The sequence below is a fragment of the Microbacterium sp. GXF0217 genome, from assembly GCF_054798195.1.
Genome location: NZ_JBSJZG010000006.1, coordinates 1 through 14,266 on the forward strand (window position 1 = coordinate 1; position 14,266 = coordinate 14,266).

11 protein-coding genes are annotated in these 14,266 nt (G+C 63.1%); 8 read left to right on the forward strand and 3 right to left on the reverse strand.

The features are described 5' to 3' along the window. The first annotated feature begins 493 nt into the window (after nucleotides 1-493). Nucleotides 494-733 (forward strand): helix-turn-helix domain-containing protein, encoded by a 240-nt coding sequence (locus ACWAT3_RS12845; RefSeq protein WP_460798994.1) that lies wholly within the window; start codon nucleotides 494-496, stop codon nucleotides 731-733. 1,346 nt (nucleotides 734-2,079) lie between these two features. Continuing rightward, the gene (locus ACWAT3_RS12850; RefSeq protein WP_460798995.1) at nucleotides 2,080-2,955 is read left to right on the forward strand and encodes a DUF3037 domain-containing protein; all 876 of its coding nucleotides are present in this window, start codon (nucleotides 2,080-2,082) and stop codon (nucleotides 2,953-2,955) included. A 178-nt stretch (nucleotides 2,956-3,133) separates the two neighbouring features. Here the strand turns inward: ACWAT3_RS12850 and ACWAT3_RS12855 are convergent, their stop codons facing one another. Both ACWAT3_RS12855 and ACWAT3_RS12860 read right to left on the reverse strand, forming a co-directional pair. Then, nucleotides 3,134-3,709 carry a hypothetical protein gene (locus ACWAT3_RS12855; RefSeq protein ID WP_460798997.1) on the reverse strand — a complete coding sequence of 192 codons (576 nt, stop codon included), beginning with the start codon at nucleotides 3,707-3,709 and terminating at the stop codon, nucleotides 3,134-3,136. Next, nucleotides 3,687-5,273: a reverse transcriptase domain-containing protein gene (locus tag ACWAT3_RS12860; protein WP_460798999.1), complete on the reverse strand. Its 1,587-nt coding sequence runs from the start codon at nucleotides 5,271-5,273 to the stop codon at nucleotides 3,687-3,689. Before ACWAT3_RS12860 ends, ACWAT3_RS12855 begins: the two co-directional genes overlap by 23 nt. Before the next feature lie 351 nt (nucleotides 5,274-5,624). Here ACWAT3_RS12860 and ACWAT3_RS12865 point away from each other — a divergent pair, with 351 nt between their 5' ends. The 6 genes from ACWAT3_RS12865 (at nucleotide 5,625) to ACWAT3_RS12890 (ending at nucleotide 13,736) form a co-directional block, all read left to right on the forward strand. Continuing rightward, a complete protein-coding gene (locus ACWAT3_RS12865; protein WP_460799001.1) occupies nucleotides 5,625-7,475 on the forward strand; it encodes an AAA family ATPase in 1,851 nt (616 codons plus the stop codon). 28 nt (nucleotides 7,476-7,503) lie between these two features. Further along, nucleotides 7,504-8,199: a hypothetical protein gene (locus ACWAT3_RS12870; RefSeq protein WP_460799003.1), complete on the forward strand. Its 696-nt coding sequence runs from the start codon at nucleotides 7,504-7,506 to the stop codon at nucleotides 8,197-8,199. A 58-nt stretch (nucleotides 8,200-8,257) separates the two neighbouring features. Then, complete coding sequence (locus ACWAT3_RS12875) at nucleotides 8,258-9,544, forward strand: Fic family protein (protein ID WP_460799005.1); 1,287 nt, start codon at nucleotides 8,258-8,260, stop codon at nucleotides 9,542-9,544. Between the two features lie 352 nt (nucleotides 9,545-9,896). Further along, entirely contained in the window at nucleotides 9,897-10,757 is an 861-nt protein-coding gene (locus tag ACWAT3_RS12880) for a Hachiman antiphage defense system protein HamA (protein ID WP_460799007.1), read from the forward strand. Continuing rightward, a complete protein-coding gene (locus ACWAT3_RS12885; protein ID WP_460799008.1) occupies nucleotides 10,754-11,560 on the forward strand; it encodes a hypothetical protein in 807 nt (268 codons plus the stop codon). Before ACWAT3_RS12880 ends, ACWAT3_RS12885 begins: the two co-directional genes overlap by 4 nt. A 13-nt stretch (nucleotides 11,561-11,573) precedes the next feature. Next, a complete protein-coding gene (locus ACWAT3_RS12890) occupies nucleotides 11,574-13,736 on the forward strand; it encodes a DEAD/DEAH box helicase (protein ID WP_460799377.1) in 2,163 nt (720 codons plus the stop codon). 262 nt (nucleotides 13,737-13,998) lie between these two features. On the opposite strand, the gene ACWAT3_RS12895 is transcribed toward ACWAT3_RS12890, so the two are convergent. Then, nucleotides 13,999-14,181: a helix-turn-helix domain-containing protein gene (locus tag ACWAT3_RS12895; RefSeq protein ID WP_460799010.1), complete on the reverse strand. Its 183-nt coding sequence runs from the start codon at nucleotides 14,179-14,181 to the stop codon at nucleotides 13,999-14,001. Between the last annotated feature and the right edge of the window lie 85 nt (nucleotides 14,182-14,266).

Here is a 14,266-nt window from a genome sequence, read left to right on the forward strand (position 1 = left end):
ACATGAACACCCCGGCGCGTCGCAACATGGGCCAGATCAGACCGTCACCCCTGGGCCAAATCAGAGTGACAGAGTCACCATCTCGACCTCCGATCGATACCGGCTTGACCGTCAGTATCCGCCTAGTGTCGGACACTTGTGGGGACCCGTCAACGCGACCGATGATCGATGTGGATAGATGGACCTGGATGTCGTCAATTGGTGGTGGGGCCGAGGCGCCTCCCTCCGACGCCAAGAGTGTAGCGATCGGTCGCGGCTCCGTTCTCGTCCGCTCACTCCTTGCAGACTCCGCGCTGGCGCGCTCCGCTTAGCAGCCGTTCGACGACGAGCACTGCGCCGCGCCCGATCGCTGGGGTGCTAGGTATCGGAGCGGACCGCTGTGAAGGCCGCGCTTGATCGCCCGAGGCGGGGCCCCTGTCGAAACGTCTCGCGCCCCGCCATACGGAAATCGTAATAACGTCACGCTATCCGGCAAACGTAGTGAGGTGTGAACATGGGCGACCATACGGCACGGCTTCGCTCTCCTGGCGACAACGGCCTGGTGACTCGACAGGCTCGCCTCGCTCAAGGGCTGTCGCAGACGGCGCTCGCGGACCAGTTGGGGATCTCGCAGCGGTCGGTGAGCGAGATCGAATCCGGCAGGCCGACGATCTACATTCGGAAGGTCTTCGATCTGCTGCGTGCGACGGGCGCGGAACTCACCGCGATATGGGACGACGGGCGTGCCGAGTGAGACTCACAGTCGAATCCTGCGGGGTACTGGCCGCCCCCTCCGAGGCTCGGGTGCCAGCGCGCTCGACTTTGAAGCAGGCAACGAAGCGGTGGCGAGGCGCGCAGGGTCAGCCGCTTCTTTTCCGTGCTGATTTCGCTCACCGGGGTTGTGCCCTGCCAGCACGCGAAGCGTCAATATGGCTGGTCCGCGGAGCTGCTTCCTGTGAAAGAACAGCAATCAGCGCTGAGTCTGTGCGACGCTTTCGTTCGGGCGCCGAGAGCATCACGATCGGTCGAGGTGACTATCGGAGCAGACTACGCCAGTGGCAGGGCTGACCACGTCACCAGATCTTCGTCGCGGAGGATTATCGCCAACCGGCGGGACTGTGGTGAAGGGCGACTTCGACCAGTCAACGACGGGACGGCGGGGGGTAGCACCACCACCCGGCGGCATGGGCGCGCGAAGCGTCGGTAGCGTCTCTCTCGCTGTCGCGGGAGTCATGAGTTGGGGATGGCGATCGCGGTGCCGATAGCATCCCATCATGACGCGTCCTCATCACGAACTGGCGGACTGGACTGGTGGGCTCAGCGGCCGTAATCGAGGGACTGCATCCATTACGCTGCGTGCACCGCTGCGGAAGGCTCTGTCATCTGGAGCTGACGCATTCCTCGGTATCGCGGATGACGGCAACAGCTATTGGTTCAAGGTTCCCGGAAATCGCCAGGGCAACTATGTCTTGGCGAACGAGGTGATCGTGGAGCGAGTGGGCGCGCTGATTGGAGCTCCCGTATGCTCGCGTGCACTTGCACGAGTCTTGCCAGCCTCGATGGCCTGGGAACTATACCCCGTCCCGCCGACGGCTGGCGCAGTGGTTGCCCATGCCTCGCTGCACGTAGCTGGCGCCATCGATGACGATTCGATCGGGTATACACGTCGAGACGATAACGCTCGACGGCAGTCTGCTCTTCTCGCCCTTTGGGACTGGTGTCTTGGCGAAGACGAACAGTGGCTGTACGAAGTCGCCAACTCATCTTCGATTTGGTCGTACGACCACGGACTCTGGTTCACCACGGGGGAGGGTGATTGGGATGAGCACGTGCTCCAACACCTCCTGGCTGTCGATGGATCCTTTCGTCTGCCACCGAAGGGGCTGAGCGCACAACGCCTACACGAGGTTGCAGACCGTATCGAGGCTGTGACTCGCGAGGAACTGCTAGATGCAGTGTCGGAGGTGCCGGTAGAATGGGGGATTCCCACCAGCGACTTGGAAGCTATGGGGTGGTTGCTATACCGCAGAGCACCAGACGTAGCGAAACGGACCCGGTTGCTTGCCCCGACGCACAGATCGAGCCGAACAGGACCTGCACATGGATGAGCCATACAACTATTGGCTCGTTCGCTATGTGCCCGACGTGGCTCGAGGCGAACGAGTCAACGTTGGTGTCATCGTCGGTCGTGATCGTGGGGACTGGGCGATCCGTTCGGTGCCGAATCTCAGACGAGCGAGTCGACTGGGCGGAGATGCGCACGTGCTTAGGCCGTGGCTGGAGAGTCTGGAACAGGCAGTCCGTGATTACGAGCAGCCGCCGCTAGCATTTTTTGCCGCCACCAGGCCGGAAACGGTCAGCCGCTCCTGGCTGGAACTGCTTTCGCACCGATTCAACAACATACTTCAGTTGAGTGCGCCAGCACCCGTCGAGGCAAGTTCAGCGAATGAGGGCGCAGACTTTCTGTATCAAGCACTCGTCGCGATGCCAGACAGAGCACCGCGTTCAAAGACGCGCACGAGGCTCGTACAGCACCTCAGTGACCTATATGTCCGCACTGGCAGCCTTGAACTAGGGGAGTCGTTGTTTAGGCGACCCCGCGCTATCATCGGAAAGCAGAGGGGGCGATTCGACTTCGCTGTAGTCGACGACCACGTTGACCAGCTGTCGCACGCATTTGCTTTCGATGTGAAAGACACCGACTTGCTGGAGCAGGAGCTCCAGTCATGGAATTTCGTTGTGACTCGGATTCGTGACAGCGGTGCGATGGTGAGCGCTGGAATCGAGAACAGGCGGGCGGATGCCGACGTTCCGGTATCAGTTGCGTTTCAGGAGCCGCCCGCGGGTGCTGACTCGCGCGCGCTCGATGTTTTCGATGCAGCGATCGAAGCCTGGCGGAGCCTGGACGTGACAGCGGTGCCGGGCGCCGAGATGGACCGGATCGCCGTCGAGGCGCGCAAACTCGTGCACGCGTGATCGGCGCTTGCAGCCCATCCGACCGAGCGTTCGGGCGCTGCCTGGAAAGGAACCGGAGGTCGCGCACACCTATCCAGCGGTAGCCTGGGGCCGGGAACGCGTACGCCGCATTCCGCTCCGGGAAGGGTGACGCTGCTGTCACGCAACTCTCGATGAGATTATGGGTGCCCGTGCCTAGCTACTTCGTCTGCACATCCACTTCGCCAACGAGGGTGATGCATATCCCTGCTGCGCGCTCAAGGTCGGATTCTTCGAGTTCCAGGCGAATGCCCTTCAACCTCACGCCAGACTCTCGAATGCGCGTTGTCGACTGTTGCTTGGACCGTTGTCGGCGAGTGAGGGTGCCGAGGCCGTGTGCAATCGCGTTCCGTACCTCGGCAATGCGATTGACGTCTGCCCATGACGGGCGGGCATCGTGCCAGTCTTTCAGCGCCCTTTGAATCGCATCCCAGTTTGCCGTTGCGTTGATGGCCGCCTGTTCCCAGATCTCGCGGCGGAGCTGGTTCTCGCTGGGGTTGATCTTGGTCTCCCCGAGTTCAACCAGCCGTTCTGCGCAGAATGCTTCCGTAGCCGACACGATGCGCAGATAGGTGGCCTGGCGCTGGATCTGGAGCGCATCGAACTCCGGATCTTGAACGCGAGACGGATGCGCGCTCTGTATCAATACAGCAACTTGCCTGCGATGCAGTGCGAGCGTCCGGTTGATGAGTTGGACGGTTAAGTCTGCCTCGTTACTCCGAGGATCGGGTTGCATCCGGAGCCACCTCTTCGATGATGAAACGGTCCATTCTCTCGTCGGCGTAGGTCAGTGCCGTGGCGCGATCGAGCATAGCGAGGCCGACGATGACAAGTCCTCGCCAGGCTGGGCCTATCTGATCCAGAGTATGCGCGAGTTGAGCTGATGTTCCGTGTCTAAGGCGACCGAGCGCCGCGCAGGCGGTGGCGGAGAGCGCTTGATCGGCGCCTTCGGTGCAGCGGATGAGCCAATCGTAGTGCGGTGGCGCGTCTCTCATAGGGCGGATGTTTCCCGCAGCCCATGCGAGCCAGAGTTGCTGCCATGGGCTGAAGCTAGGCTCGGCTGTGAGTCGATCGAGCTCGGCGCGGACCTGAATGCGGGCCGCTGGTCCAGCTTGGTTGAGGGCCGCGAGATACTGCGCAACTTGCGGAGTTAGGGCTGGTTCCGACCTGAGGATGTCCGATAGGCGGGGTAGGGGCACGAGCTGTCCTGAAGCGCCCAAGATTGGTAGCGCGCGGCCGAGGAGCGACTCGGCGATGGCCGCGGTACGGACATCGTGATGGCTCTCGTCGGGCGCAGACTCGGCCCAAAGCCTCCAAGCACGCAAGGCGGCGTCGGTATGAACATTGTCGGGACGCGTAGTTGCGTCGACCTCATCGCTGTCGTCGATCGCATCGTCTTCGAAGACACTCGCCTGGGCAAGCACTCCGCTGAACGACTGAGGAATCTCGGAGGATTCGTCATCTGTGTAGTCGTCGAGCCACAGGCTGACGGGTTCTTCGTCATCGCTGAACAGAGCTGCCTCAGCGTCCGCGAACTCTGTCAATGACTGCCTGTACTTGTCGACACCGAACGTGAACGTCTTGCTTTCGTTGAGTGCGAGACCAAGCTCGCGTGCTTCTCGAGCACACATTTCAAGTGCGCGTCGGGCGTCCGCCAAAGAGGAACTCGCGATTCGGAAGTCGTCTGAGTACGTGCTCACGTGAAATCCGGCTCGTCGCATGCGGCGACGCACTGGATCGATGTACGTATCGCCCAGGACGTCGCTAGGGCGATAGACCTGGGGAAGGCCGAGCCTGCGACCCATGACCCTTTCAAGCAATGCCATCAATGCATCGATGGCGGGTCCTTCTCCGGTCTGCGCTTCCAACTCCTTGGCGAGCCGTTCGTGATCGACGAAATCGTAGAAGGAGGTCACGTCCGTCTTGCTGATGTACTCGACATCGTCAACGGTGAGAGGCGAAGACCGAAACTCTTCGATCGGTGGGCGCGTCGTCAGGTGTTCCGGCAAGGAGGACGAGATCAACGTGACCAGCGCGCGGTATAGGACGCGGTCTGACAGCGTCATCTCCGCTACTGGTCTCCGACCGTGTCGATTCTTGTCGACGAATACGATGTCAGCGATATCGCCGTAATGGTCCTTCGCATACTTGACTCGGAGCATCGCCTCGACTCGCTGTGATTGAGCGACGAGTGCTTTCCGATCGAGGCGGCGCGGTAGTAGTCGTGTTGACGTAGCAAGCTCCCGCTCAAGTGACGCGGTGATGTCGAGGCGCTGAAGGAGATCTGCGTCGAGGGGCACATCGTCACCCTACAGTCGAGTGGGCGCGACTGCGGTTGGTGGCTCGCGTGAAGCCGGCTTGTGACCGAGGTCAATCGAGGTCGATGCACGCAGGCACCCATGGTGGACGAAGACGTTTAGGGCCGCTTCGCTGCAGTTGCCTACAACGCGGAAAAATCCCTGGCTAATCGGCAAAATTGAGCCTACTCTGACGACATGCGAGGAGGCCTCGAGCGCTGGAAGCGAGGTGCTGAATCCCGCGGGGTTCGGCAGGCGATCTCGTACGCGTTTAAGGGCACCTGCGACGCCCACATCCACCCCACAACCGGCGCGGAAGCGCTCGAGGCGTACAGTGCGGCATCCGGTTCCACCATGTCTCGATTCATCGTCGACAATGGCGTCATCACGTCTGACGTCCTCACCGCTGGGGGCCTTCGCGTCTGGCTCACCGGGCATGATCCGATCACGGGGGAGGAGCGTGGGGTCCAGCGCTTGAGCCCGGACGCCGACCTGCTGCTCGACGGGACGATCAATCACCCGAAGTCGTACAGCATCGCCGCACTGCTGCATCCGGAACTGGCCGCCGAGTTCGAAGCACTTCAAGACCGGCTGCGCGACCGCGTCTTGCTCACTTGGCAGGCCGAGCTCAATGCGCGCCGCGGACATGGCGGGCTTGTCCGAGAGGAGATCGCTCGCCTCGAGGTTGTCGAGCTGCAGCACCGGCGTTCACGCGCACTCGACCCGCACATCCACCGGCATCTCTGGCTCAACATCAAAGTGCTCGGCGTCGACGGCAAGTGGTCGAACCTCGACTCGCGCGTGGCGATGAAGCTGCACACGGTTGTCAACGCCGAGGGTGAGCTGGCTGCCCGCACGGATCGCGCGTGGATCACCGCGCTTGCGCGCCACGGATACACGCTCGACGACGCGGGGGAGATCGCCGAACTCGCCGGAGCTGTACGTCCCCTCTCGCGACGGTCCGCGCAGATCGGGACGAACCGTGCACGCCTGATCGCAGAGTGGTCCGCGGAGCACGGAGGGTCATCGCCTAGCGTCGAAGCACTCCAACAGATCGACCGGCGCGCTTGGGCCATCGCGCGACCGAACAAGCCGGACGACCTCGATGAGGCGTTGTGGGAGACGCACGTGCGCGACGAAATCGCGGCGGTCGCCCCAAACCTCGGTGCCCCGCGCACGCCGATAGCCGTCGCCGCGGCGGACCTGGACGCCGTCGATCTCGACCTGCTTGCTGCGCAGGCGGTCGTCGACGCGGACGAGAGATCCACCTCCTGCGGTGGACGATTCAGCAGCTTCGACATCCGCGCAGGTGCGATCCGCGCCCTCTCACGCACGGGTATCGTCACCGAGCGTGACCGCCTCGACAATGTGATCGCCGAGATCACGACACGCGCCATGCGCACCGTATCTCGGCTCGTCGCGGACGACCCGCCGCCGCACGTCAAAGCCTTCATGGCAGCCGAGACCCTGCGCGCCAAGGTGCGTCTCGCTGGCCGCTTGGAGGCAGTTGCGCATCCGGGTCGCTCGCTGATACCCAATGAGCTGAACAAGCTCGCACCGCAAGAGGATCACGCGACCTTGGATGCCTCGCAGCGCGTCGCAGCGTGCGCGATCGCCGGCACCGACGGGCTCGTGACCGTGACCGGCCCCGCTGGCGCTGGCAAGACAACGATGCTGAAGGTCGCGTATGCCGCGCTCTCAGCGCAACGACGGCGGATGCTCGTTGCCGCACCGACCCGGAAGGCGGCGTCGGTGGCTTCACGCGATATCGGCGCCGAAGCATCCAGCCTTCACGCGCTGCTTCTCGACCACGGATACCGCTGGGGAGCCGATGAAGCGGGCGCGATGGTCTGGACTCGACTGTGGCTCGGGGAGACCGATCCGACTACGGGAGTCGCGTACGCCGGACCGACACGATTCCCGTTGCGCCCGCGCGACCGGATTGTCGTCGACGAGGCCGGCATGGTCGAGCTGCAGACGGCGAACGCCCTCGCCGAGCTCGCCATCGAGCAAAGCGTCGGGCTGGCATTCGTTGGCGACACACATCAGGCGTTGCCCGTCGGACATGCGGGAGCGATGGGTTCCGCGATTCGGCATGCGAACGCTGCGGTCGAGCTCGATACGGTGCATCGCTTCCGCGATCCTGACTACGCTGCGGCTCCGCGACGCAGGGGACCGCGAGCATGCGCTGGTTGTCGCCGCTGAGCTTTCGGAGCATGGTCACGTCGCAAGGGTGGATCATCAGAATGCGGCGCGTGAGCGCATGATCGAGGCCTACTTCGAGTGGCACGAGCACGGCAAACGGGTGACTCTGGTGTCCGGCTCGAACGCCGAAGCGGATGCGATCAACGACGCCATCCAGCAGCGGCGAGTCGATCAGGGCGAGCTCGACGCGAGCGGCGTTGCCTGGGGAATGGGGGAGCAGCGCATCCTCGTCGGCGACACGGTCCAGACCCGCCTCAACGACCGGCGCACGGGCGTCGAGAACCGGGCGCAGTGGATCGTCCGCGGCATCCACGACGCGCATGTGTCTCTCGTCTCCGTGGTGGACAGCGGCGAGGTCACGGCCGTCTCTGCCGAGTACGCGCGCGAGCATCTGCAGCTCGCCTACGCGTCCACGGTGCACGGCGTGCAGGGCGACACCGCGGATGCCTCGGTCGTCGGACCGGATGTGGATGCTGCCGGGCTTTATGTGGGCCTCACGCGCGGGCGGGTGCACAACCTCGCGATTGTGGTCGCGGGGTCGGATGCTGCGGCCCGCGAGCGCCTCGTCGAGTCGATGCAACGCGAGACGCCGGAGTTGACGGTCCAAGATGCCGTGCGCGCGGCAGAGGCGGAGATACGGCGGTCGGCACGGAGACAAGATGCGGCGATGTCTACCGGACCGGTGGTCAGGGAATCGAGTGCTGGACGCGGGATCGGGACGTAGTGTTGGTAACGAGAAGCTTACCAACACTTGTTGGCATAAGTGTTGGTAAGCTCGATCTATGGCCACACCTGCCAGCAGTCCTATCCCCGTCGATGCGGCGGGGTACGAGACCCTCGACTGGATTCCGAGTGCACCCCAGATTCACTCGCGAGCCGAAGTGGAGCGACGGACTGGAGCATATGACGCAGTGGTGCCCCCAGCCATAGCCGCTTGGACTCCTGTCATCTCGAGCGAAGATTCGGCAGACCTCGAGGACGCGACTCGCCAGCTGGTCGAGTTTGATCATCACGCGCAGCGAAAGCTTGGCGAGGGCAACCCCGCATTGCGGCCGATGACGGCAATCCTGCTACGTGCCGAGTCGGTGTCGAGCTCCCAAATCGAGCAACTCACGACGTCGGCCCAGCAGCTTGCCCTCGCGGAGATCGACGAGGGTGACAAGGCGAACGCGCTCACGGTCATCGGAAATGTCCGCGCCATGGAGGCCGCTCTGCAATTGGCCGATGACGTCAGCGAGCGCTCAATTCTGGCGATGCACAAAGCGCTGATGCTCCACCAGGCGGGCTTCCCTTCCGAGGAAGCGGGGCGATTCCGCACTGAGCAGGTCTGGATCGGCAAGGGTGAAGCCGGTTCCCGCCTCGCCGGCTTCGCCGCACCACATCAGGATCGCGTTCCTGGTGCGATCGGAGACCTCGTCCGGTTCGTGCAGCGGCAGGACGTGCCGGTACTCGTGCAAGTCGCCGTGGCGCACGCACAGTTCGAGACGATTCACCCGTTCCCCGATGGCAATGGCCGAACCGGCCGAGCACTCGCGCAGTCGATTCTGCGAAACAAGGACTTTGTCGGATCGACGGCTGTGCCGATCTCTGCTGGCCTCCTCGTTGACGTGCCCCGCTACTTCGACGCCCTCAGGTCATTTCGTGGTGGTGACGCGGGTCCGATCATCCGCGTTTTCGCCGGGGCGAGTAGGATCGCTGCGACGACGGGCATGCAGCTCGTCGACGATCTCGTGGATCAGCTCGACGATTCCCGCTCGAAGATGGCGGGCATCCGAGCGGATGCCGCGGCATGGAGGATCCTGCCGCACCTGGTGAGTCAGCCCGCGGTGAACGTCAAGTACCTCAAGAACTCGCTCGGCCTCGGTGAAATGTCCGCGCTCCGCGCGCTCGATTCGCTCACCGATCGGAACGTGCTCACCGAGACCACGGGGAGGAGTCGCGGCCGCGTGTGGCAGCACCGGGGAATCCTCGAGGCGCTCGACGCGTATGCGTCGGTGATTCGTCCGATGTCGGGTCGCTGCCCCGAAGCCGCTGTTGGTCCCTTATCCACATCGCACTCGGCGCAGTGACCGTTGAGAGGGTGTCGGGCGGGGGGGGCGACACACCTACGCGTGACGCGATGGATCCGCGGTTCCGTGATCCCGCCTATGCGGCGCCCACGCTGCGGATTCGGGATGAGGGTGCCGGAGTGCGAGCGGGCGTAAGACGGGCTGTTGGGCGGGCGCTGAGCGAGAGGGCGTTCGGGTGGGCTATACGGGCTAAGAGGGTCTCAGTATCGCTGGCGGGACCTTGTCACGGACTTGTTTGAATGACCGGCTTGCGGTCGCTCGAGCACTCCGAGACGTGACACCAACACGGAGGTTGGTGATCCGCCGCAGAGGGGTGGCGTCTCGCGACGCGGACTCGCCTTCCTGAGGCGGCATGATGGTTGTTGAGTGTGGCGACATCAGCGGGAGAGAGTGGGCAGCAGTGCAGGAACTTGAGGTCGACCTTGAAGCGTTCGGCAATCTCTTCGCGACCATTCAGATCAGTCCATTCACGCTCGTCGAGATTGACGCGGAGCAGGCTGCGACGCTTGCCGGGCAACTCGGCGTTCCCGTTCGCCGCTGCTACATCGGAGACGGAGCTCTGCGCGATCGCATCGCAAGAACTTCGTCGTCTGCCCAGGCGATCATCGGCGCGAAGCTGCCCGAACGTGGGTCGACGATGGCGGGCGACTTCGGGGAGATTCTCACAGCCCTGTTTCAGGCGGCGCGTGAACACCCAGGCGAGGTGCTCGATCCGAAGAAATGGCGATTGAAGCAGGATCGGACGAAGCCGGCGCCTGGCTCCGATGTTGTGCAGTTAATCCTTCCGCACTGGCCACACCCATCTGATGAGGACCGAGTCATTTGCTCCGAGGTGAAAACGAAGTCGACTCAGGGAAAGTGGAAGCCTGTTGCAGCTGCGATCGAGGACTCGACGAAGGACAGCTCTCGACGCTTCGTGAAGACGTTGAACTGGTTGAAAGAGCGAGCGCTGGATACCGGTCTGTCCACTGTCTCCGTTGAGCAACTGGATCGATTCATTCGTGTAATCGACTATCCGGCGGCGCAACGGGAGTTCCGGGCTGTGGTGGTGATCACTGCCGCCCTGGTCGAGGCAGAACTGGAAGGGGTCGAGGCTCCGCCTGCGGATGAGAGGTCATTGATTGTGATCTCGGTGCCCGACCTGAAGGCGAACTACGAGTCGGTATACGACGCGGCATTGATCAGCGCTGACGAATCGGAGGATGTCGCGTGAGGGACACTCTGGGACGTTGGATCGCGGATGCGGAGACGAATCACGCAATTGAGGACTTTAGGCTCGACGCCCGTCTGGCTCAGCTCGACTACCTCGGCGATCGCCGCATGGACCTTTACTACTCGCTTGTCGGAGAGCTATTCGACATGGTGAGGGACGGAGCAAGCAATTCGGCAGACTGGGCGTCGGTCGGTCGTGGTCTTGACTCGGTGAGCCTCGCGTTTGAGAACGGCGCCGAAGCGGATGCCTTGTTCTTCTCGTCGGTCGCCTTCTACTTGGGTGGCTATCCTGCGTCAGCTTTCATGACGATGCGTCGCGCTGATCCTCAGTATTTGGAAACCCAAGTGGAGGCTGCTGCGTATGAACTCCTGACGCGTTCGACGAGTCCGAGCACACCACTCACGGGTGCTCTCCTGCAGTCGGTGCGCGCCGGTGACCTTCAGATCGTTGATGCCGCAGTTGCCGCAGCAGAGGACGGCACTGCCCAGGCCCTTGATGTTGGGCCGGAGGAATGGGTGGCACATCGGCTGTATTTGGCACTGTTGCAGCGGTTCCAGCAGACCAACCTGCGCGCGGTCCTTCCGGATGGCGTGAGCAGACGGTGGGATCCTCTGGTCGAGTCGTTCCTCGACAGAAAGCAGCCGGTCTGGGACTTCTTCCCTTCACAGATCGAGGCAATCGATGCGGGCCTCCTGACGAGTTCCCAGTCGTACTCTTTGCAGATGCCAACGGGTGCAGGGAAGACTGCCTGCGCTCACCGAGACCCTCATCTACGACCACCTCACGCGCTCTCCCGACAGTAAAGCGGTCCTGCTTGTGCCCTACCGTGCCCTGGCGCGGGAACTGCGCGGAAGCGTCGGCCGGCACCTGTCCTCAATGGGGCTACTTTCAAGGACGGTGTACGGGGGCACCGTGCCAGGAGCAGAAGAGAGCGAGGATCTCGACGATGTTCGCGTCATCATCGCAACACCCGAGGCGCTCACCGGCCTCATCGGCGCGCACCCTGAACTGCTGTCGGCAATCACACTGGTGGTGTGCGACGAGGGACACCTCCTCGACAGCGGCGCGCGCGGCGTGGGACTGGAGCTTCTGCTCGCACGTCTGAAGGCGCGGGATCCGAGCCCGCGGACCGTTTTCGTGTCCGCGATTGTCCCGAACGTCGAGGAGATCAACAGCTGGCTCGGCGGATCTGACGCGACCGTGGTGAAAAGCGACTACCGACCCTCCATCGCCGAGTTTGCGGTGCTTCGTCCCGACGGCTCCGGGAAGACGGCGACGATTGGACTGGAACTTCACGAGCCCGCGACGTCGGTCCCGTCCCACACCTTGCCGGAGTTCCTGCGTCCCGCCAACTTCCAGTACACGAATCCGATCACAAGAAGGCGTATCACGTACGCCTATACGTCGACGAAGACGAGGGCTGTAGCGGCTGCCCGGAAGGCACTTGCATTGGGGCCGGTCGCAGTTTTCGCGACGGAGAAGGGCGGAAACCGGGGTGTCGTGGGGTTGGCGAACGAGCTCCTCAAGCAGATCGAGTCCGGTCTCGACTTGCCGGTGCCGTTGAGCTATGTAAAAGACACGGAGTTGGTCGAGTCTGTGGTGACCTATCTGTCTCGCGAGTTTGGGGACGACTGGGTAGGTGCCAGAGTGCTTCGCGCTGGGGCGATCGTGCATCATGGCGACGTTCCACAGGAGACCCGGGAGGTGCTTGAGGAGCTGGTGTCAGACCGTCACGTCTCAATGGTGATGTGCACCAGCACTCTGGCGGAGGGAGTCAATCTTCCGCTCCGGACGATGGTGTTGTACTCGGTGAAGCGCAGTTCGGACGGTCGGGCACCCGAGGCGATGCTGGCGCGAGATATCAAGAACCTCGTCGGCCGGGCGGGCAGGGCCGGAAGCTCCACTCGCGGGCTAGTGATTTGCGCCAATCCTGACGACTGGTCGGTGGTCAGTCCGGTCGCCGACGGGCAGCCGGCTGAGCCGGTCGAGGGTGCCGTCCTCGAGCTGATCCGTCGTCTCGCACGAGCGTTGGCCCGTAATCAGCGACAGTTGACAAACGGGGTGCTGGAGGCGAACGCACTACTGTTCCCGCTCGTGGATGGTGTCGACGCGGCCCTCATCGAGCTCATACGGGACGAGCTCGGTGAAGACGAGTTCGTCCAGATTGCCGAGGGGCTGGCCTCCGAGACGTTCGCGGCCGCGAAGGCGAACGAGAACGACCGTGCACTGCTGCACACCGTGTTCGAGCTGCGCGCGCGGCGGATTGTCGAGATGCGGTCAACTGGGCGCCTCGCACTCGCACGCTCCACCTCCGCCCGGCCGCGACTGGTGGATCGGGTGATCAACGACCTGGTCCCGCGCTACAACCGATGGAGTACCACGGGCTCGGCCGCAGACGCAGAACTCATCCGCGTTCTCGTGGACTGGGCGCTTCAGCAGCCGGGCTTCACGAGCGACGTCGAGACTGAGTATCGCGGCACCGAAGTATCGGACTTCGGCGGCTCGCTGACCGCACTGGTGCTCGCCTGGTTGGAGGGCCGCTCGTACGAGCAGATCGCCGAACGAGTGAATGTCAATACGGACGTGCTGCTGCGTATTCACGCGAAGGTAGTCCTATACAACTTCGTCACTCTCGTGGAACAGGCAGTCGCGCTGATCCAGGAGCACCTCGCCGAGACGGGGGATGAAGCTCTTGCCCCGGTCATCGCCTCCCTCCCTGACTTCCTCCGGTTTGGGGTGTCCACATCGGCCGCACGAGAACTGTTGGCACGCGGCATGCGGCACCGGCTCGCGGCGATCGCCCTTGGTGCAGATCCGGCAATGCTCGCCGCTACGAACATCTTCGCGACCCCGTGGTCCATCGCACGGGACCTGCTCGCGGACGAGGACAGTTGGCTTCCCCGGCTCGGGGCGCTGGTCTATCGGCGTACTGTGTCAGACGTCGCCGTGAGGCGAGGAAACTGGGGACACGTCGGCTGAGCGCTGTTCACCTTCACCTTCCATTCACTGCCGACACCGGTCAAGGCGACTCGCCCCTGAACCCCGAAGCATGAGCGCGTGAATCGCGTGCACAGTGCCAGATTGAACCAGATCGGCCTGCCAGTCGTCGAGTCAAGAAGAGATCGTGCAGGCGACCGTCTGAGAACGTCTCCAAGCCACCGGCCCGGACAGGCACCTTTATCGGCCCAGCGACTGGCCATGTGCCAATCGCTGGGGAACGAGGCAGCGCCGCGGCGCGCGGCTAACTGGCGTCGACCCCAAACGTGCGCAGCAACGGCACGCGCGGGATCATCCGCCTAGGTCCCAACTGCACCGTGGGGATTGTCCCGCTCTCGATGCCCAGCTTGATCGTGCGGTAGTCGACGCCAACGAGCTTGGCAGCATCCTTCATCGTCAGGGCGAGTGAAGTGTCTGTCTTGTTCATATCTTTCTCCTTTCGTGAGCGATGCATGACATTGCTTGCCCACACCATACTCCGCTGGTGAGCAATCCGCGACACGTATTGCTCA